This window comes from Metabacillus halosaccharovorans (genome assembly GCF_002019635.1).
Lineage (GTDB): Bacteria > Bacillota > Bacilli > Bacillales > Bacillaceae > Metabacillus > Metabacillus halosaccharovorans.
Genome location: NZ_KV917371.1, coordinates 742,192 through 762,544, shown reverse-complemented (window position 1 = coordinate 762,544; position 20,353 = coordinate 742,192). Strand labels below are relative to the sequence as shown.

The following is a 20,353-nucleotide window of genomic DNA, read 5'->3' as shown; positions in this document are numbered from 1 at the left end:
AAACATGAAGAAACTAACAAGATCTCGCCAGAATAAGAAACTAACCGGAGTATTAGGAGGTTTATCAGAATATCTCGGAATGGACGCATCTTTAGTACGTATCCTATTCGTGATCGTTTTACTCTTCACAGGCCTCTTTCCAATGGGAATCATCTATTTGATCTCCATTTTCTTAATCCCGGAAGAAACGGACGTAATGTAAGATGAAAAGGTGGATTGTGAGCATTCTTGTGAATGCTCTCATTTTAATTGTCGTAGCCGGGTTTTTTGATTCCTTTCATTTAAGCGGGATTTGGGCAGCAATAGGAGCGAGCTTTATCTTGTCTATCCTGAATGTGCTTGTGAAACCATTTCTCATTTTATTAACGTTACCTGTGACGGTTCTGACTTTGGGGTTATTTCTTTTTGTTATTAATGCTGTAACGCTAATGATTACAGAAGGGTTGATGGGTGATGCGTTTAATATAGATGGTTTTGGAACGGCATTACTTGCCGCTGTTTTTATTGCGATCTTGAATGTGATGATTCAAAAAGGGATTGTTGAACCGATGAAGAAGGATAAATAAACGTTTGTTTAAAAAGAGCAGGGAGAGAATCTTGCTCTTTTTTCTAGTACTATCAGAAAGTATAAGATTTTATTGATGATAGTATAAGAAAAACTAAGGTTTTCGCCATTAGGACTTGGCGATAAGCCAAGTTTTTCTAGTAAAAGCACCAAAACCTGCACATACTAAGTGCGGGTGAGTTGCATGGATAAACGACGGATTCAGAAGTTGTTAATGATTACTTGTTTCATTTTTCTTTTACCTGCCATTGTCCCGACTAGTGGCAATGACAGTTCTTCATTGAGTGTCGAAGCAAGTGCTCCACAAAATTATTTTCATGCTCATCAATACACCTCAACAGATAGGGGTGACATGATGGTAAGTGAAAATACTGCGAAAACAGAACCTCCTCGCTCTTATTCTCCACCAGGAGAGCGTGAATTTTCCAAAGAAAAATATCAGTCATTAAAAAGTATGTACACGTCTGAAAATGAAACACAGTCACAAGTTGGATTTCCTTATCACCGTTTTGATGTAAAGGTGCACCGGGACATAAAGCCATCTGATAAAATCACCCTTTATTGGAAGGGGAAATCATTACCAGGAAGACAAGTCACAATGTATGGCTGGAATGTAGTAGAAGGAAAATGGGTGGAAATTGAAGGTGTGGTGGCAGGTGATACATCCTTTGAATTAAAAGGGAGTGTAAATGCAGAGGAATTTGTTCAAAATCGAAAAGTAAGTGTAATTGTCCAGGACCAATTGCCACAAAAATCAAAAAGCTATGATTACTCGTTTGTATGGATGTCAGATACTCAGTATTATGCACAGGACTACCCCGCAATTTTTAAATCGATAACGGAATGGATTGCAGAGAATAAAGATGTGATGAATATTAAATATGTGTTTCACACAGGAGATATTGTGAATAAAGGAAATGATGAAGAACAGTGGAAACGGGCAAGTGCTTATATGAATACTTTGGATGTAGCACGTATTCCTTATGGAGTTCTGCCGGGAAATCATGATGAAGGACATGACTTTAATCGTTATAAAGCCTATTTTGGTGAAAAGCGGTTTATGAAAAAGTCCTATTACGGAGGATCTTTTGACCAAAACCGGGGGCATTATGATTTGATTTCAGCTAATGGAAAAGATTATATCTTCGTATCTATGGGCTGGGGAATTGGAAAAAAAGAAATCGATTGGCTCAATGATGTGCTTGAACGATATGCTGACCGAACAGCGATCCTCTCCTTTCATGAGTACTTAAAAAAGAATGGTGAGAGAAGTCATAAAGGCAATGAAATCTTTGAAAAAGTTGTCAAGCCGAATCAACATGTTGTGGCAGTGCTTTGTGGTCATTATCACAGCAGTCAGCTTGCGGTAGATGAGCTTGATGATGATGGTGATGGTACAGTTGATCGCAAAGTCTATCAGATTTTAGCTGACTATCAAAAAGGTCCTGAAGGAGGAAACGGTTTTCTTCGTTTACTTCATGTGGACGAAGAAACGAACACAATTGATGTGCGGACCTATTCCCCCTATAAAGATAAATATCATTTTTACAACCCGGAAAAACATCCGAAAAAAGAACAATTTACAATGGACATTGATGTGAAAAAAACAAATAAAAGTGTTTCAACAACCTATTTTGAGTTGAATATTTACAAACAACTATCAAATGAAAAGGTTGCTGCAGGGAGCAAACCATAAGAAAAGCGCAAGCACCTTGATCAGCCTAGGGCAAATAAGACGCAAATGAATAGAAGACGTTCTTTGTCTTCAATTCATTTGTGGCTAGACCCTAGATGCAGTCAAAAACGCGAATCGCCATGACTGCACTTGCACGTCCTGTGCGATCTAAGGCTAGGCGCTGGAGCTGGACACCGACACTAAGTATAAACCTTTATATTTCATATATCCATAAAGAGGGACAGTCATAATCGTGACTGTCCCTCATTCCTTACTTCACAATAAACGTATCATACCCTTTCGCTATCAGTTCTTTCGCGAGTGCATCCGCACTTTGTTTGTTTGAAAAAGCTCCAACTTGTACTTTGTAAAGGGAAGATGATATTGTGCTTTTTGTTTTTGTTAGTTGATAATACTTCACTATTGCATCTACAATGGCTTTTGCACATGTAAGCCGGTAGCTGGAGCTTTGAAGCAGTGCTGCCTCTTCTTTGTTTGTCATAAATCCACATTCACATAAAATAGCTGTCATGGATGTTGCTTTTAACACATGGAAATTAGCTGTTTTCACGCCACGATCTTTCCGTTTTGTGCTTGAAATGAGCTCGTTCTGAACCATTTGGGCTAACCTGGTAGCCGTTTTTGGCTTAGTTGTATAAACATAGGTTTCAATTCCTTCAGCACTTGTCCATTGGTTTCCAATACCGTGGGCATTTGCGTGAATGGAGATAAAGACATCCACTTTTTCCTTATTTGCCTTTGTGGTTCTCTCATTCAGAGGAACATCCCGTTGGTCAGAGTGAGTAAATAAAACGGTCACTCCTTCATACTTCACCAATAGCTTCTTCATTTCATTTGCAACAGCACAATTAAACTCATACTCCTTCATACCATCAACCGACCGTTTTCCCGGTGTTTCATACCCATGTCCCGCATCAATCGCAATTTTCATGAACATTCCTCCTTGTCATCATATTCAACCTTTATATAAGGCTTTTTACGAAAAAAGTAGCGCATAAGTTTTATAAGAAGAATAAATTAATTTTTATTTTGGAAAGTATGGTACAAGTGCTAGAATAGAGACAGAAGTTTTCTAAAGTTTGCGGTAATACATCACTTGCTTTTCATGTCCATAAAGGAGGATACATCATGCCAAAAGTTCGCACAAAAGATCTAGTTGATAAATTTAATTTTGAAATCGTCAGTGGAGAAGAAGGAATCAATCGTCCGATAACAACAAGTGACCTGTCACGTCCGGGAATTGAAATGGCCGGCTTTTTTACATACTACCCAAAAGAACGTGTTCAACTGCTCGGGAAAACAGAGCTATCGTTTTTCCATCAGCTTTCTCCACAGGAAAAGAAACATCGCATGGACGAGCTTTGCACAGATATTACCCCTGCGATCATTGTGACAAGAGAAATGGAAACGCCTCAAGAGCTTATTGAAGCATCAGAACGAGAAGGGGTACCTGTATTACGATCTCCAATGAAAACAACGCGCTTATCAAGTCATTTAACTAATTTCCTTGAAGGAAAATTAGCGCCGACAACTGCGGTTCATGGTGTATTAGTTGATATTTACGGAGTCGGAGTGTTAATTATAGGGAAAAGCGGTGTCGGGAAAAGTGAAACAGCTCTTGAACTTGTCAAGCGTGGACACCGTCTTGTTGCCGATGATTGTGTTGAAATCCGCCAGGAAGACACCGATACACTAATCGGTAGTGCCCCTGAGCTAATTGAACATTTATTGGAAATTAGAGGACTGGGCATTATCAATGTTATGACATTATTTGGTGCAGGTGCGGTCCGAAGCTTCAAGCGTATCACCCTTGTGATTAATCTTGAAATATGGGATAAAAATAAACAATATGACCGTTTGGGACTAGAAGAAGATAAAATGAGAATCATTGATACAGATATAACAAAGCTAACAGTTCCAGTTCGACCTGGACGAAACTTATCCGTTATTATTGAAGTGGCGGCGATGAACCATCGCTTAAAGAGAATGGGTGTAAATGCGGCTGAGCAGTTTACAAACAAGCTTGCAGGTGTGATTGAAGAAGGAGACCATGAAGAGGAATAATGATCCTAAAATCATAATGGAGTCGGAAAACAACCGATTCCATTCCTTATCAATTGGAAGAATTAGGTAGATATCGATACATAAAAAAAGTAAAATAAATATGATTGTGCTTACCCAACTCCTGGATGAAGGGACAGAGAAAAAGCAATAATCATACATAGAGGGAGATGAAGACATGGAAGAAAGTATTAAGCCTCTTGATCCGATTGCCCTTGAATTAGGACCACTGCAAATTCACTGGTATGGTGTGATAATTGGTCTTGGTGCATTACTGGCATTGTTCATTGCAGTAAAGGAAAGTGAAAGACGCGGATTACATAAAGACACATTTGTGGACCTTGTGTTGTTTGCGATTCCAATTGCCATCATCGGGGCAAGAATCTACTATGTTATCTTTCAGTGGGATTACTATTCTCAAAATCCAGGTGACATTATTAAGATCTGGAATGGTGGACTGGCGATTCACGGTGGATTAATTGCTGCCGTTATAACTGGGGCAGTATTTGCCAAAGTGAAAAACATTTCCTTCTGGAAATTAGCTGATATTGCGGCACCAAGTATTATTCTAGGTCAAGCGATCGGCCGTTGGGGAAACTTTATGAATCAGGAAGCACATGGAGGACCTGTAACAAGAGAGTTTTTGGAAGGTTTACTTTTACCTGATTTTATCGTCAATCAAATGTATATAAATGGACAATATTACCATCCGACTTTTTTATATGAATCATTATGGAGCCTTGTTGGGTTTATCGGACTCATGTTGCTACGCAAAGCAAACTTCAGACGCGGGGAGCTTTTCTTAACATATGTGATCTGGTATTCCATCGGACGCTTTTTCGTTGAAGGACTTAGAACAGATAGCTTAATGCTGACAGATACATTGCGAATTGCACAAGTGATTTCTATTGTTCTGATCCTTATTGCTGTAGGAGTTATCATTTTCCGACGGATGAAGGGCTATTCAAAAGAGCGCTATTTAGATGCGAGTCAATAAAACCCTGGCTGATTAGCAATTTTACATCAAGGGAGAGGGTTGAAGTGTTTGATAGTTTGAAAACAGGCTTGAAGGCAGGATTGCAAACAACCTGGACATTAGGAAAGGTTATTTTTCCAATTACATTGATCGTGAGCCTGCTGCAATATACACCCGTATTAGGATGGATTGTAAAGCTGATTTCGCCATTGATGGGGATCTTCGGGTTATCAGGTGAAGCAGCTATCCCGCTTGTCATAGGGAACTTTCTTAATCTTTATGCAGGAATTGGAGCCATATTATCTTTGGAATTAACCGTGAAGGAAGTATTTATCTTAGCGTTGATGCTTTCCTTTTCACATAATTTACTCGTGGAATCCTCTGTGGCGGCGAAGGTTGGGTTGAAGCTATGGATCATTTTAATTGTAAGACTTGGTCTTGCCATAAGTTCAGCGATTGTCGTAAACTTTGCCTGGCAAGGCGGAGGTGAAACGGCACAATACGGATTTGTTAGTCAAACAAGTGTGGTACCAAACGGTTGGTTTGAAATCATCGTGCTTGCGTTACAAAAAGCAACACTTGGTATTGTTCAATTAGCGTTAATTGTTATCCCGTTAATGCTGGTTATTCAATACTTAAAGGATTATGGAATTTTAAATGTATTTACCCGTTGGATGGCACCTGTTACAAGAATGCTTGGTATGAAGGAAAACACATCGATGACATTGGTGGCAGGATTAACAATTGGGCTGGCATATGGAGCAGGTGTCATGATCCAAGCAGTCAAAGAAGATGGTGTAAGCTATAAAGATTTAACACTCGCTTTTATCTTTTTAGTATCCTGTCATGCCGTTGTAGAAGATACATTAATTTTTATTCCATTAGGAATTCCGGTATGGCCGTTGCTTGTTATTCGTTTGTCTGTGGCGATTATTCTTACGATGACAGTAGCAGCTATCTGGAGAAAATTCGAAACAGCACCTAGAAGAAAGGAAGCGACATATGAAAATTAATACACTATTATTTGACCTGGACGGAACATTAATCAATACAAATGAATTAATTATTGAATCCTTTCTCCACACACTACATTCGTATTATCCGGACCAATATAAAAGAGATGATGTTTTGCCGTTTATCGGCCCGACTCTTTATGATACATTCACAAGTATCAACCCGGAGAAAACAGAAGAAATGGTGAAGGTGTATCGCAAGTTTAATCATGAACAACATGACACGCTTGTAACGGAATACGAAACAGTGTTTGAAACAATCAAAACCCTTAAGGAGCATGGCTTCAAACTCGGTATCGTAACAACAAAAATCCGCGATACAGTGAACATGGGCCTAAAGCTTACAAAGCTTGATCAGTTTTTTGATGTTGTTGTCACTCTTGATGATGTTGAAAACGCAAAGCCGCATCCGGAACCTGTTTTAAACGCATTAGCACAGCTTGACTCAAAACCGGAGGAAGCGATCATGGTCGGTGATAATCACCATGATGTGGAGGCTGGAAAAAATGCAGGTACAAAAACAGCCGGTGTTTCCTGGAGTATAAAAGGCAGAGAATATATCAGCAGCCACAATCCGGATTATTTACTAGAAAGAATGAGTGATCTACTTCCGATTGTTGGAGTGAAATAAGGTGAGAAGAACAACAAGATACCCTGTGTCAGGAGCCAACTCGCTTTGGCATGTGTATAAAACCGTTCCGTTTTGGAAGGTTGTTCGGAACTTTGTTGTTATTCAACTTGCACGGTATACACCGTTTTTAGCCATGAAAAATTGGCTCTATCGCAATTTTTTACACATGAAAATCGGTGATCAAACCTCATTTGCGCTTATGGTGATGCTTGATGTCATGTTTCCGGAAAAGATATCGGTTGGAAGAAACACGGTAATCGGCTATAACACAACCATTCTCGCTCACGAATATTTGATTAAAGAATACCGGCTTGGTGATGTTCAAATTGGTGATGAAGTGATGATCGGGGCAAACACAACAATCCTGCCAGGTATCATCATTGGCGACGGAGCTATTGTCTCAGCAGGAACTCTTGTTCACAAAGACGTCCCCGCAGGAGCGTTCGTCGGAGGAAACCCGATGCAAATCATCTATACAAAAGAAGAGCTGGCAAAAAGAGAAGAAGCTGCTAGTACAAACTAGTGGCTTTTTCTTTTAGTTGAACAAGTGATTTAAGGTTCATGTTATATACTCATTAATCAAAACGGTCTTAGCACACACTATTTAGGTTGATTGAAGCGGAAGGTGCGAGACTACTGCGGGGATGTGCGAGGCAGGTGAGACCCCACAGGAGCTTGCTCCGAGGAGCATTCCTGTTTATAATCCTAAAGGGTTCTTGCAAAATAAAAAGTCCTCTTGTAAGATGCTTGAGTATCAACTTCCCAATCGAAACTCATCACCATACAGGAGGACATATGATGAATAGTAATATGAATCACAAAATTAATCAAGTTTCTGAACATACGTTGGTCATTGGAATCGATATTGCCAAGCAGAAACATTTTGCATGTGCAGCTGACGATCGTGGCCGTGTGTTAGAAAAATCATTTCCGTTCTTTCAATCAGATGCTGGTTTTGAACAGCTAGTTAAAAGAATCAAGTTTCTACAATCTCGCCATCAAAAATCAGAGGTTATAGTCGGATTTGAACCCACTGGGCACTATTGGATGAACTTAGCTGCATATCTGGTTGATCAGCAAATTCGATTTGTCTTGGTAAATCCTATGCACGTGAATAGAACGAAAGAATTAGATGATAACCTTCAAACCAAAAACGACCAAAAAGACGCTCGCGTTATCGCTAGCTTAATACGTGACGGACGGTTCACTTATTCTCGAATACTAACTGGGGTAGAAGCAGAACTTCGAAACGGAGCGAGCCTTCGGTCGAAATTACAAGAAGATATTACATCTATTAAAAACCGTATGATTCGTTGGACAGATCTTTATTTCCCTGAGTTTCAGCACATATTCAAAAGTTTTGGGAAGAACGCTTGCGCTGTGCTTGAAATGACGCCATTACCAATTGATTTTGATGGGAAAAGTGATGAAGAACTGATTCAGCTATACAAAAATGTAGAAGGACTACAATGTCTTTCTGTTTCTAAGATTCAAAAGTTGAAATTACTAGCCACCAAGTCCATCGGACTTATAGAGGGACTAGAAATGGCACGATTTGAGATAGAAGCATTGCTTTCTCAATTCAAAACTCTTTCTAAACAACTAGAAGCTTTATCTTCTAGATTAACTGAACTCGCTCAACAATTGACAGACTATGAGTATATCTTATCTATTCCTGGTTTAGGTGAAAATACAGCAGTTGAATTACTCTCTGAGATTGGTTCTCTTAGCAAATATGAGCATCCACGCCAATTAATTAAATTAGCGGGACTCACCCTTAGGGAAAACTCTTCGGGCAAACATATAGGCCAAAAGAAAATATCAAAAAGGGGTAGAAGGAAACTCAGAGCTATATTATACAGAGTTATTCTTCCATTAATTCAACATAACATAGCATTTAAATCCCTTTATAAATACTACACAACTCGTACTGTCAATCCGCTGAAGAAGAAAGAAGCCATGGTTGTATTATGTGGGAAGTTACTTAAAATTCTACACGCTTTGTGTGTGAAACGTGTGCACTTTAATGCAAGTCTTATGATGAGAGACCTCCATTGCCTCCAAGAGGCAGCTTGAGCTACTTCTTAGTAGTTTGAAAATCTAAACAAGAGGATGACACGGAGAAGCCGGCACGATATGAGCCATTAGACCAAGAGTCCCTCGAGGAGCATTGCCAGCCTCTGCCTTATGAATAGACCAAACGAAGGAATGTATGCGCTAGACGCCAAGAGACATGGGAGGGTAAGTCATCATAAGTTTCGCAGAGATCCAATGTGCATCACATAAGCACTATAGAGTTAATAATTTCCAATTAGCTCTAGCGAAGCGTAAGCTTCCCCTTACAGATTCTTGAACATTTAGAAAATCTTATAAATTAATTGATAATAAAAAAATTTTATTAGCCAGGAAAACAGCTTTAAAGGTTGATATTACAACATTTCTAGAGGGAGGCTCAGCGCTCGCCCCGCGGAAAGCGAGCAACCTGGAGCTGCAATCAAACAACACAACACTTCTTACAATAGCATTAAAAGGCAAAATAATACCTTAATCAAACGTTTGTTTAAACACTTAAAAGTCAGAATAATATGTAAACTAAATAAATTTCACCTAATATATAGTAATTCCTTGAAATATCCCCTTCACTTTGGTAGTATATTAGCATATTAGCGAAGTAAAGGATTCTGAAAATTAACTTAGTATTCAATGACGACGGGGGTACTGACACATATGTTTATGTTTGAAAAACCACTTGGGATGGTTGATACATTACCAAAACTATATGAAGTAAAAAAGAAAACACGCAATGAAATGACAAATGAAATTGAAGGCTGGGGATTTGAATTTATCGAAACACCAACATTGGAATATTATGAAACAGTTGGCGTTCAATCTGCTATCCTGGATCAACAGCTTTTTAAATTACTAGATCAACAAGGTCACACATTAGTGCTTCGTCCAGATATGACAGCACCAATTGCACGTGTAGCTGCTTCAAAACTATTTAACAACCTCTATCCACAACGACTTGCGTACTCAGCAAATGTTTTTCGTGCCCAACAGCATGAAGGTGGACGTCCTGCTGAATTCGAACAAGTAGGGGTAGAACTAATCGGTGATGGAACTTCAAGCGCAGATGCTGAAGTGATTGCCTTAATGGTTTCAGTACTAAAGAAAGCCGGGCTGAATAATTTCAAAATTGCGATCGGCCATATTGGTTACGCAAATGCCTTATTTAAAGAAGTGCTGGGAAATCAGGAACGAGCAGATGTACTAAGACGATTCCTGTATGAGAAAAACTATGTAGGCTACCGCGAGCATGTGAAAAGCTTACCTTTATCCTCTATTGATAAAGAGCGTTTGTTTACGTTATTAAAACTTCGTGGAGGCATTGAAAAAGTAAATGAAGCGAAAGAACTTGTTACCTCACAGGAAGCTCTAAGCTCTCTAGAAGAAATCTCACAAATTTGGAGTGCACTTGAAGCTTATCAAGTAACAGACTATCTAAAACTTGATTTAAATATTGTCAGCCATATGAGCTATTACACAGGTGTTTTATTTGAAGTGTACGCGGATAATGTAGGATTCCCGATTGGAAATGGCGGACGCTATGACCACTTATTTGAAAAATTTAACCGTGCGGCACCTGCAACAGGGTTTGGTCTGCACCTGGATCGTTTAATCGAAGCTCTTAACATTACAGAAGAAGCAACACTTCAATGTGTGGTATACAGTCAAGAGCGTCGTGCTGAGGCTATTATCTATGCAACAGAGCTAAGACAATCAAATAAACGAGTTGTCATGCAGGATATTACCGGTATTAAAGATGTTGATGCATATACAAAAAAATTCGAAGAAGTAAGTTATTTTATTGGTTCTCGAAAGGAGGAGCTGTAAGGATGAGTCAACAATTAACAATTGCGATGCCAAAAGGAAGAATTTTTGAAGAAGCGGCAGATATGCTTCGCAAAGCTGGCTATCAGCTTCCTCCTGAGTTCGATGAATCCAGAAGATTAATTTTGGACGTTCCAAACGAAAACATCCGCTTCATTTTAGCGAAGCCGATGGATGTTGTGACATATGTTGAGCATGGGGTAGCAGATGTTGGAATTGCAGGAAAAGACGTCATGCTTGAAGAAGATCGTGATGTGTATGAGGTACTTGATCTAAAAATTAGTGAGTGTTATTTAGCAGTTGCAGGTCTTCCTGATACAAAAATCTCCAATGTTGCGCCTAAAGTGGCTACAAAATATCCAAAGGTTGCATCAAGTTATTTCCGCGAGCAAGGTGAACAGGTGGAAATTATTAAATTAAACGGATCGATTGAGCTTGCACCATTAATCGGATTAGCAGAGCGGATCGTTGATATTGTGTCAACAGGAAGAACATTAAAAGAAAACGGGTTAGTCGAGCTTGAGCATATTTGCCACATTACATCGCGTTTAATCGTAAATCCGGTAAGCTATCGTATGAAGGATGAACCGATTGATGAATTAGTTGAGAGACTATCAAAGATCATTGGGGGCTAATCAATGAAAATTACAACCATTACAGATAAAAAGGTTAGTTTAAGACGAACGATTGACACGGGGACAGAGGAACAACGGAAAATCGTCCAATCCATCATCACAGATGTGCGCGGACAAGGAGATGCCGCTCTATTTTCTTATACAGAAAAATTTGATCGTGTTTTACTAGATTCCTTGAAGGTAACAGAAGCTGAATATGCAGCAGCCTATGAAGCTTTAGATCAAGAATTAGTAGACATCATCCGCGAAGCTGCAGCAAATATTCGTTCTTTCCATGAAAAACAAAAGCGTGAATCTTGGTTTAGCTATGATGAAGAAGGAACAATGCTTGGACAAAAAATCACAGCACTTGATGCAGTCGGTGTCTATGTACCAGGGGGAACAGCGGCATACCCATCATCAGTCTTAATGAATGTCATTCCAGCACAAGTGGCAGGTGTTAAACGAATTGTTCTTGTTTCACCGCCAAATCAAGAAGGAACACTTCCAGAAGGGGTTCTTGTTGCTGCTAAAGAACTTGGTATTGAAGAGATTTATAAAGTCGGTGGAGCACAGGCGATTGCAGCGTTAGCATATGGAACGGAAACAATCGCTGCTGTAGATAAAATTATGGGTCCAGGAAATATTTTCGTAGCCTTGGCAAAGCGGGAAGTATTCGGGAATGTTGATATCGATATGATCGCAGGACCGAGTGAAATTGTTGTGTTAAGTGATGAAACCGCGAAAGCAAATGAAATTGCGGCAGATCTTTTATCACAGGCAGAACATGATAAGCAGGCATCAAGTATCCTTGTGACAACCTCAATGAAGCAGGCAGAAGAGGTAAAAGCGGAAGTCGAACGACAAGTTGAAACATTACCGAGAAAAGAAATTGCGAAGGCTTCAATTGAAGCATACGGACATATTTATGTTGCTGATGATCTTGAAACAGCGATTGCTGTTGTAAATGAGCTTGCCCCTGAGCATCTTGAAGTACTGACAGAAAATCCAATGGCAAGCCTAAATGAAATTCGCCATGCGGGAGCTATTTTCCTTGGCCGTTATAGCTCTGAGCCTGTTGGTGATTATTTTGCAGGACCGAACCATGTGTTACCAACAAACGGAACAGCTCGTTTTTCAAGTCCGTTGAATGTTGATGATTTTATGAAAAAATCGAGCATTATCCAATATAGCGAGAAAGCATTCCACAACAACTACGAAAAAGTGGCGAAGTTAGCAAGATTAGAAGGCTTGGAAGCACATGCGCGTGCGATGGAAGAAAGGCTTAAATAGGAGGAAACGAAATGACAAGAACAGCTTCAATTAAACGTGATACAAAGGAAACACAAATTTCCTTGTCCTTTTCAATTGACGGGACAGGTCAATCTTCTTTAAAAACAGATGTACCATTTATGGACCATATGCTTGACCTTTTTACAAAGCACGGGCAATTTGATTTATCAGTTGATGCAAATGGTGATGTGGAAATTGATGATCATCATACAACAGAGGATATCGGCATTTGCTTAGGCCAAGCCCTCCGTGAAGCATTGGGTGACAAAAGAGGAATTAAGCGCTACGGAAGTGCATTTGTTCCTATGGATGAAGCATTGGCACAGGTTGTTGTTGATTTGAGCAACCGTCCGCATCTTGAATTCAGAGGAGAACTTCCAAGTACGAAAGTCGGAACATTTGATACTGAAAACGTTCATGAATTTCTTTGGAAGTTTGCATTAGAGGCTCGTATGAATTTACATGTTATTGTTCACTATGGCCGCAACACACACCATATTATTGAAGCGATTTTCAAAGCATTAGCAAGAGCGCTTGATGAAGCAACAATGGTTGATCCACGTATGGAAGGAAAGCTTCCTTCAACGAAAGGGATGTTATAAGCATGATTGCAATCATTGATTATGGAATGGGAAATCTGTACAGTGTCAGCAAAGCGTTGGAACGGATGAATGCTGAGTATATGATGACAAGTGATCAAGAAGAACTTGTCAAAGCTGACGGCTATATTTTACCAGGGGTTGGCTCATTCAAAGATGCTATGGAAATTCTTAATGAAACAGGTTTAACTCAGTTTGTTCAAAAAGTTGTTTCAGAAGGAAAGCCATTATTAGGCATTTGCCTTGGGATGCAGCTATTATTTGATGAAAGTATTGAAAATGGTGAAGCAAAGGGACTTTCTCTTTTACCTGGCCGTGTCATTCGCATTCCTGAGTCTGTAAATGGTGAATCATTCAAGGTACCACATATGGGTTGGAACGATTTGACGATTCGAAATGAGAGCCCTCTGTTAGCGGGGATATCCAGTGGTTATGCTTATTTTGTTCACTCGTATTTTGTGGATGATGCTGATGAGGATACATTGCTGGCAACGGCAAGCTATAGTGTTGAGGTGCCTGCTGTTGTGGGACGCGGAAATGTGTACGGAACACAATTTCACCCGGAAAAAAGCAGTGAGTTAGGTCTGGCGATTTTAGAAAACTATATTAACCTGGTGGAGGGAGAAAAACGATGAGTCAGTTTATTATTTATCCTGCAATCGATATGCGCGGCGGGAAATGTGTTCGATTGCTTCAAGGAGATTATAACAAGGAAACGGTTTATGGCGATTCTCCTTTCGATATGGCAAAACAATTTGATGATCAAGGAGCAAACTGGATTCACATGGTTGATTTGGATGGTGCGAAGGAAGGCAAGCTTGTGAATCATCAGCATGTTATCGATGCAGCTACGAAACTATCAGCGAAAATCCAAATTGGCGGCGGAATTCGTACGGAGGAAGATGTTGAGTATTATCTTTCAAATGGCGTAGACCGCGTGATTTTAGGAAGTGCAGCCATCTCAAATCCTGAGTTCGTGAAAAAAATGCTTGCTACATACGGTGAGAAAATCGCGATCGGAATCGATGCAAAAGACGGCTATGTCTCAACAGAAGGCTGGTTAAATACGTCCAATGTAAAAGCAACAGATCTTGGAAAAGAGCTCGCAAATGCCGGTGCTGAAGTGTTTATTTTCACAGATATTGCAACAGATGGCATGCTGTCTGGTCCAAATGTGGAGGCAGTTGTGGAGATGGCAAAAGCAACTGGTAAACAAGTTATTGCTTCAGGTGGCGTCAGCTCTCTAAAAGACTTGGAAACTCTTTCTGAATACAAACAAACAGGTGTGGCAGGAGCGATCGTTGGAAAAGCCTTATATACAAATCAATTTAGTTTACCAGACGCATTAAAGGTAGGCGCATCATCATGATTACAAAGCGTATTATTCCGTGTCTTGATGTGAAAGAAGGCCGTGTGGTCAAAGGAATTCAATTTTTAGGATTACGAGATGCCGGAGATCCTGTAGAGCTAGCAAAGTTTTATGATAAAGAAGGGGCCGATGAGCTCGTTTTCTTAGATATTTCTGCCTCACATGAAGGACGGAAAACAATGGTTGATGTTGTGGAACAGGTGGCAGCACAGCTAGCAATCCCGTTTACGGTTGGCGGCGGAATCAACTCATTGGAAGATATGAAACGTATCCTGCGGGCAGGAGCTGATAAAGTTTCTCTTAACACGGCCGCATTATTGAATCCTGATTTAATTACAGAAGGTGCCGGCTTTTTCGGTTCACAATGTATTGTTGTTGCTATTGATGCCAAATACGACGAGCAGTTAGGCAGCTGGAGGGTCTTCACACATGGCGGAAGAAATGCAACCGAATGGGAAGTTGTCGAATGGGCCAAAGAAGCTGTAAAGCGTGGTGCCGGAGAAATTCTATTAACAAGCATGGATAGTGATGGAGAAAAGAGCGGCTTTAATCTTGCTTTAAATAAGGCTGTCAGTGAAGCAGTAACTGTTCCTGTGATTGCCTCCGGCGGTGCAGGAAATGCCGAACACTTTTTACATGCCTTTCAAGAAGGAAAAGCTGATGCAGCATTGGCCGCATCCATTTTCCACTATAAAGAAACATCTGTGAAAGAAGTAAAAGCATATTTAGACCAACAGGGGGTGAATGTACGATGATAGAATCGATTAAATTTGATCAAAACGGCTTAGTGCCTGCCATCGTGCAAGATGCAGCTAGCAAGGAAGTTTTAACATTAGCTTATATGAATGAAGAATCGTTGAAAAAAACGATCGAAACAAAGGAAACATGGTTCTATAGCCGTTCACGTCAAGAGTTGTGGCATAAAGGTGCAACAAGCGGAAATACGCAAACAGTTGTAGAAATGAGATATGATTGTGATCAGGACGCGATTTTAGTACTTGTTCAACCTGAAGGACCGGCATGCCATACAGGTGCTTACACTTGTTTTAGTGAAACAATGGATAAGCAGGAAGTACAAGTACCACAAGATCGTTTCCAGATTCTAAATACATTGGAAACATTGATTGCAGAGCGTGAAAGTGAGCTTCCGGAAGGATCTTATACGACATATCTCTTTACTGAAGGTGTTGATAAGATTTTAAAGAAGGTCGGTGAAGAAGCAGGAGAAGTGATTATTGCGGCCAAAAACCGTGATCATGGTGAGTTAAAATGGGAAGTTGCAGATCTGCTATTCCACTTAATGGTATTATTGCGCGAGCAGAAGCTTCCGTTGGACGAAGTGTTGAACGTACTTGAAGAACGACATCTAGGAAAATAACAAAGAGGGCTGTCTCCTGTTCGGTGGGTGAGGACAGTCCTCTTTTCATTTAATGTTGTTTTGTTAAATACTCCCGGTTCATCGCTTGAGGAGGGCGCTCAAACCAATTATTTTTGATCATAATGTTAGCGGAATCTTCTGCATATGATCCAATATCTTTCATCATTTTCAGGTATTTAGCAGATAAGTCACGGCGTAAAGATAATGCTAATGATCCTCCAATATTACCCAATCCGATTGCATTTAGAGAGTTAACATGAAAAAGCATTAATTTATCAGAAAATGGAGAAACGGTGGAATCCGTTACCTCTGTGTCCCATGTAGTTGGGGAGGGCAATGAACATTCCTCGAGAAGTTGCCTCAGAGTTTCCATAATCGAACCGGCAATGTTAATTCCCCGAACAAAATGACTTCTTAATTCTTCTGTTGCGGCTGTTTGAGAAAAACCCATTAGTAATGTTTTTCCTAGTGCATTGTTCGAATAATTCATTGAGATATGGGAAATTTCAGTGGCGGTTAATGTACGTCTTTCCCCAAACCAACCGCGAAGAAATCCCTGACTTTCTACCATCGTTACTTTATTAGGTTTTGATAGGTAAGGTGTGCGTACAAATAACCCTTTGGAAAGCTCTATTTCTTTTCCCATATCCTCAACTTCGCAAGCTTCCGTTAAATAATGATAATAGAGTTCACGTATATCTTTCCGTGCAGACATTGAAAGTGCCATACCATCAGCTGCAATTGCAGCCTTGCCTAAATTACGAATGAAATAGAGGATAAAAGAATCTGAAAATAATCTTGGTGCATCCATGTTTACATCCCGCTCTGAAAAACCGATAGGAAGCGGGTATTTTTCTTTAGCAAAAAACTTAGTTAATGTTGCAATATGCTCAGTACACTTAGCTAAAGCAGTGTCAATAAGTTCTTTTATTTCGGAATCCTCGACGATCTGATTAAAGTAGAGTAAGACTGGCTTGCTTGCACTTTCCGACATATATGATGCCCACAATGCACCAATTTCCGAAGAGGTAAGCTCAATATGATGAGGTGATAATTCTTTTTGGTTCATTCATACATCCTCCTGATCTTGTTCTATTTCTATTCTTCACTTTTTTAAAATTGAATATTTGTTATTTTAACATTTGGAATTAATTTTCCAATTAAGGTATATGTGCGTCTTTACATTTACCTACTATTTTGAAAGCACATCTTGTGGTATACTTACGTACGGTGAAATGAATGAAATGGAGGATTTCAGTGGGAAAACAATTGAGCAAACAACAAAAAAACGCACAGGTTGTCCCGTTTCTCCAAGATGGACAATATTATTATAATAAAGGTCTTAAGGCATACCGAGAGCAAAACTATCAAAAAGCAAGTAAATATCTACAAAAGGCTGTAGAGCTTGATCCGATGGATCCAGTTAAGTTCTCCCAGCTCGCTACGATCTATACAGATATGGGAAAATACAGTCAATCAAATGAATTGCTTTCATATATACTTGATGAACTTGATAAAGAAATGACGGAATGTCACTACTTTATGGCAAACAATTACGCACATCTTGGATTATTTCAGGAAGCATATAAATGTGCAACAGAGTATTCAAGAATCGATCCGTATGGTGAATTTATTGAGGAAAATGAAGATTTGATCGATCTCTTAACAATGGAAGATGATGATGAGGAACCATTTTTAAAAGATCCTGATGATTTGATTTTAAAACAAGATGCAGCCAAATCTCTTCTGGAAACTAGCCAGTTTGAAGAGGCTATCACATTACTTGAAGAAATTGTTGAAGAATATCCTGAATTTTGGTCGGCACATAATAATTTATCCCTGGCTTATTTTTATGTAGGAGAAGTGGATAAAGCCAAACAATACTTGCAAACAGTTCTTGAACAGAACCCTGGCAACCTTCATGCATACTGTAATCTTTTAGTTTTTTATTATTATGAACGCCAGGACGAAAAGGTTGAAGAAATCGCAAATGTATTATCAGCTGTACATCCGCTTTTATTAGAACACCGCTATAAGCTTGGAGCAACTTTTGCATTGGTCGGGCATTACCCGCTTGCTTACAAGTGGCTTCGCTCTCTCTATAAACAAGGCTTTGAAGGTGATGAAGTCTTTTATTACTGGTTATCATATTCCGCATATTTTACAGGAAATGTGACATTTGCTGAACAAATGTGGGAGCGGGTCATAAAGGAAAACAAAGAGAAAGAAGGCTCAGAGCCGTGGAATGTGTCAGGTGATGCTAATCATCGTGTAGGCAGCATGACACTTGAAGAGCGTCTTTACGCCATTTTTCTTGCCGTTCAAACAAACAATCATAATGAGATCAAGCTCTACCAATCATCAACTGTACCGCAATCACAGCTTGAAAAAGAATTTATAACATTTGCTTTATCAAACGATCATCACATAGATGAAAAGATAGCTGCACTCTATCACATCGCCGAGTCTTTATCTGCTCACTCAAAGCAGGATGAATTGTTTTTATTTTCTTTCCGAATTCTTACAAAAGTCTACAAAGAAAATATCTCATTACAAAATCATCAAGGCTGGGCAGCTGCACTGGAATATGTATGGAGAACCGAAGCAAATCAACCCATAACTCAAGCAACCATTGCAACCCAATACACAACATCCGTTGCAACCATTGGGAAATATGCAAAACTCATCAAAAACATGCTCTCATAAAAACCCGCCTTGTAGCGGGTTTTTTGGTACGGAGAACCTGGTGGTACGGAGGGACAGGTTCCTCGTCCCAGTAGCTTGGCGGGGGAAGAATTTTTTCGATTTTTGGATTTTATTTTCGATTTTGAAATTATATTTTCTATTTTCAAATTTTATTTACGATTTTCAGCAACTTATTTCCTATTAGACAATTTTCGCCAAAAATCGACCAACTTCTATACCTCCCCACCCCATCATGAGCAAAAAATTGGCATCATTCTCGTTAATTTAATACGATGTTTATAGCAGAAAATGATGAAGATAAAATGAAGGGTATTTGTCTTCTCGAAAAAGCAGATAATCAAAGTAAAGGTTTTACTAAGGAGTGAAAAATCGTGTCAGAAGAAAAAATTTATGACGTTATTATAGCAGGAGCAGGTCCTGCGGGGATGACAGCAGCTGTCTATACTTCACGCGCAAACCTGTCAACACTTATGATTGAACGAGGGATACCGGGCGGTCAAATGGCTAACACCGAAGAAGTTGAAAACTACCCTGGATTTGATCACATTTTAGGGCCTGAACTATCAACAAAAATGTTCGACCATGCGAAAAAATTCGGTGCAGAATATGCATATGGCGATATTCAAGAAATTGTTGATGGTGAAGAATACAAAATCGTCAAAGCAGGTAAAAAAGAATACAAAACAAGAGCCGTAATCATTACAACTGGTGCAGAATACAAAAAAATCGGTGTACCTGGTGAAAAAGAACTGGGTGGACGCGGAGTTTCTTATTGTGCGGTTTGTGACGGAGCTTTCTTTAAAGGGAAAGAACTGGTTGTTGTAGGTGGAGGGGACTCAGCGGTAGAAGAGGGAGTATACTTAACTCGCTTTGCTACAAAAGTAACGATTGTTCACCGCCGTGACGAACTAAGAGCTCAAAAAATCCTTCAACAACGTGCGTTTGATAATGAAAAAGTTGATTTTATCTGGAACCACACTGTAAAAGAAATCCATGAACAAGATGGTAAAGTTGGAAAATTAACATTAGTGAATACTGAAAATGGTGAGGAACAAGAATTTAAAGCTGACGGTGTATTCATCTACATTGGAATGGTTCCATTATCAAAACCATTTGCAAACCTGGGAATTACAAACGAAAATGGTTATATTGAAACAAATGAACGAATGGAAACAAAAGTACCAGGGATTTTTGCAGCCGGTGATATTCGTGAAAAAATGCTTCGCCAAATTGTTACAGCAACTGGTGATGGTAGCATTGCTGCTCAAAGTGCACAACACTATGTAGAAGAATTAGCCGAAAAATTAAAGGCTGTTAACTAATTTAAACCCGGATTGTAAAAGGGGATCGAAGTCTGATTAACAAATTCGTAATTGTGTTTTAACCCTCTTGTAACATGAGTGAAACAATTATGAGGTACTATATAAATAGTAATTGACCCCCTTTTATAAATAGACTTTTTTAGAGCATGGGCGCCCTTTCCCATGCTCCCTTTTTTTGCCTGTCTGCTGTTTTTATTTTTTCTCTAAAAAAATGAAACAGTTTTACGATATAAACGTAT

At 39.5% G+C, this 20,353-nt stretch carries 21 protein-coding genes; 19 read left to right on the top strand and 2 right to left on the bottom strand.

What is annotated here, in order from left to right; all coding sequences use genetic code 11:
- The first annotated feature begins 4 nt into the window (after positions 1 to 4).
- From BK577_RS03720 to BK577_RS03710, 3 genes are all read left to right on the top strand, one after another.
- The gene (locus BK577_RS03720; protein WP_078431682.1) at positions 5 to 202 is read left to right on the top strand and encodes a PspC domain-containing protein; all 198 of its coding nucleotides are present in this window, start codon (positions 5 to 7) and stop codon (positions 200 to 202) included.
- Position 203: 1 nt separating this feature from the next.
- Positions 204 to 566, top strand: a complete 363-nt coding sequence (locus tag BK577_RS03715) for a phage holin family protein (RefSeq protein ID WP_078431681.1) — start codon at positions 204 to 206, stop codon at positions 564 to 566.
- A gap of 183 nt (positions 567 to 749) precedes the next feature.
- Complete coding sequence (locus BK577_RS03710; protein WP_078431680.1) at positions 750 to 2,261, top strand: metallophosphoesterase; 1,512 nt, start codon at positions 750 to 752, stop codon at positions 2,259 to 2,261.
- A 250-nt stretch (positions 2,262 to 2,511) separates the two neighbouring features.
- Here the strand turns inward: BK577_RS03710 and BK577_RS03705 are convergent, their stop codons facing one another.
- Positions 2,512 to 3,192 (bottom strand): N-acetylmuramoyl-L-alanine amidase, encoded by a 681-nt coding sequence (locus BK577_RS03705; protein ID WP_078431679.1) that lies wholly within the window; start codon positions 3,190 to 3,192, stop codon positions 2,512 to 2,514.
- Positions 3,193 to 3,389: 197 nt separating this feature from the next.
- Between BK577_RS03705 and hprK the strand changes: the two genes are divergently transcribed.
- From hprK to hisIE, 14 genes are all read left to right on the top strand, one after another.
- Positions 3,390 to 4,325, top strand: coding sequence for an HPr(Ser) kinase/phosphatase (gene hprK, locus BK577_RS03700; protein ID WP_078431678.1), 936 nt, complete (start codon positions 3,390 to 3,392; stop codon positions 4,323 to 4,325).
- Positions 4,326 to 4,500: 175 nt separating this feature from the next.
- Positions 4,501 to 5,319, top strand: a complete 819-nt coding sequence (gene lgt, locus BK577_RS03695; protein ID WP_078431677.1) for a prolipoprotein diacylglyceryl transferase — start codon at positions 4,501 to 4,503, stop codon at positions 5,317 to 5,319.
- Positions 5,320 to 5,363: 44 nt separating this feature from the next.
- Complete coding sequence (locus BK577_RS03690) at positions 5,364 to 6,311, top strand: nucleoside recognition domain-containing protein (RefSeq protein WP_078431676.1); 948 nt, start codon at positions 5,364 to 5,366, stop codon at positions 6,309 to 6,311.
- Positions 6,301 to 6,942 carry a pyrophosphatase PpaX gene (ppaX, locus tag BK577_RS03685; protein WP_078431675.1) on the top strand — a complete coding sequence of 214 codons (642 nt, stop codon included), beginning with the start codon at positions 6,301 to 6,303 and terminating at the stop codon, positions 6,940 to 6,942. The genes BK577_RS03690 and ppaX overlap by 11 nt, the downstream gene beginning before the upstream one ends.
- A 1-nt stretch (position 6,943) precedes the next feature.
- Positions 6,944 to 7,465: an acyltransferase gene (locus BK577_RS03680; protein ID WP_078431674.1), complete on the top strand. Its 522-nt coding sequence runs from the start codon at positions 6,944 to 6,946 to the stop codon at positions 7,463 to 7,465.
- A 275-nt stretch (positions 7,466 to 7,740) separates the two neighbouring features.
- Complete coding sequence (locus tag BK577_RS03675; protein ID WP_078431673.1) at positions 7,741 to 9,018, top strand: IS110 family RNA-guided transposase; 1,278 nt, start codon at positions 7,741 to 7,743, stop codon at positions 9,016 to 9,018.
- 651 nt (positions 9,019 to 9,669) lie between these two features.
- On the top strand, positions 9,670 to 10,836 hold the full coding sequence (locus BK577_RS03670) for an ATP phosphoribosyltransferase regulatory subunit (RefSeq protein ID WP_425435905.1): 1,167 nt from the start codon (positions 9,670 to 9,672) through the stop codon (positions 10,834 to 10,836).
- A gap of 2 nt (positions 10,837 to 10,838) precedes the next feature.
- Positions 10,839 to 11,468 carry an ATP phosphoribosyltransferase gene (hisG, locus tag BK577_RS03665; protein WP_078431672.1) on the top strand — a complete coding sequence of 210 codons (630 nt, stop codon included), beginning with the start codon at positions 10,839 to 10,841 and terminating at the stop codon, positions 11,466 to 11,468.
- A 3-nt stretch (positions 11,469 to 11,471) separates the two neighbouring features.
- Positions 11,472 to 12,740, top strand: a complete 1,269-nt coding sequence (hisD, locus tag BK577_RS03660; RefSeq protein WP_078431671.1) for a histidinol dehydrogenase — start codon at positions 11,472 to 11,474, stop codon at positions 12,738 to 12,740.
- 11 nt (positions 12,741 to 12,751) lie between these two features.
- Positions 12,752 to 13,342 carry an imidazoleglycerol-phosphate dehydratase HisB gene (hisB, locus tag BK577_RS03655; protein ID WP_078431670.1) on the top strand — a complete coding sequence of 197 codons (591 nt, stop codon included), beginning with the start codon at positions 12,752 to 12,754 and terminating at the stop codon, positions 13,340 to 13,342.
- On the top strand, positions 13,339 to 13,974 hold the full coding sequence (gene hisH, locus BK577_RS03650) for an imidazole glycerol phosphate synthase subunit HisH (protein WP_281252592.1): 636 nt from the start codon (positions 13,339 to 13,341) through the stop codon (positions 13,972 to 13,974). Before hisB ends, hisH begins: the two co-directional genes overlap by 4 nt.
- Positions 13,971 to 14,708, top strand: coding sequence for a 1-(5-phosphoribosyl)-5-[(5-phosphoribosylamino)methylideneamino]imidazole-4-carboxamide isomerase (gene hisA / locus BK577_RS03645; protein ID WP_078431668.1), 738 nt, complete (start codon positions 13,971 to 13,973; stop codon positions 14,706 to 14,708). Before hisH ends, hisA begins: the two co-directional genes overlap by 4 nt.
- Positions 14,705 to 15,463: an imidazole glycerol phosphate synthase subunit HisF gene (gene hisF, locus BK577_RS03640; protein ID WP_078431667.1), complete on the top strand. Its 759-nt coding sequence runs from the start codon at positions 14,705 to 14,707 to the stop codon at positions 15,461 to 15,463. The genes hisA and hisF overlap by 4 nt, the downstream gene beginning before the upstream one ends.
- Positions 15,460 to 16,086, top strand: coding sequence for a bifunctional phosphoribosyl-AMP cyclohydrolase/phosphoribosyl-ATP diphosphatase HisIE (hisIE, locus tag BK577_RS03635; RefSeq protein WP_078431666.1), 627 nt, complete (start codon positions 15,460 to 15,462; stop codon positions 16,084 to 16,086). The genes hisF and hisIE overlap by 4 nt, the downstream gene beginning before the upstream one ends.
- A 49-nt stretch (positions 16,087 to 16,135) precedes the next feature.
- Here hisIE and BK577_RS03630 read toward each other — a convergent pair whose 3' ends face one another.
- On the bottom strand, positions 16,136 to 17,155 hold the full coding sequence (locus tag BK577_RS03630; protein ID WP_078431665.1) for a DUF3231 family protein: 1,020 nt from the start codon (positions 17,153 to 17,155) through the stop codon (positions 16,136 to 16,138).
- A gap of 188 nt (positions 17,156 to 17,343) precedes the next feature.
- On the opposite strand from BK577_RS03630, the gene BK577_RS03625 reads away from it, so the two are divergent.
- Both BK577_RS03625 and trxB read left to right on the top strand, forming a co-directional pair.
- The gene (locus BK577_RS03625; RefSeq protein WP_139367258.1) at positions 17,344 to 18,792 is read left to right on the top strand and encodes a tetratricopeptide repeat protein; all 1,449 of its coding nucleotides are present in this window, start codon (positions 17,344 to 17,346) and stop codon (positions 18,790 to 18,792) included.
- Positions 18,793 to 19,163: 371 nt separating this feature from the next.
- The gene (gene trxB, locus BK577_RS03620; RefSeq protein ID WP_078431663.1) at positions 19,164 to 20,114 is read left to right on the top strand and encodes a thioredoxin-disulfide reductase; all 951 of its coding nucleotides are present in this window, start codon (positions 19,164 to 19,166) and stop codon (positions 20,112 to 20,114) included.
- Positions 20,115 to 20,353 lie beyond the last annotated feature (239 nt).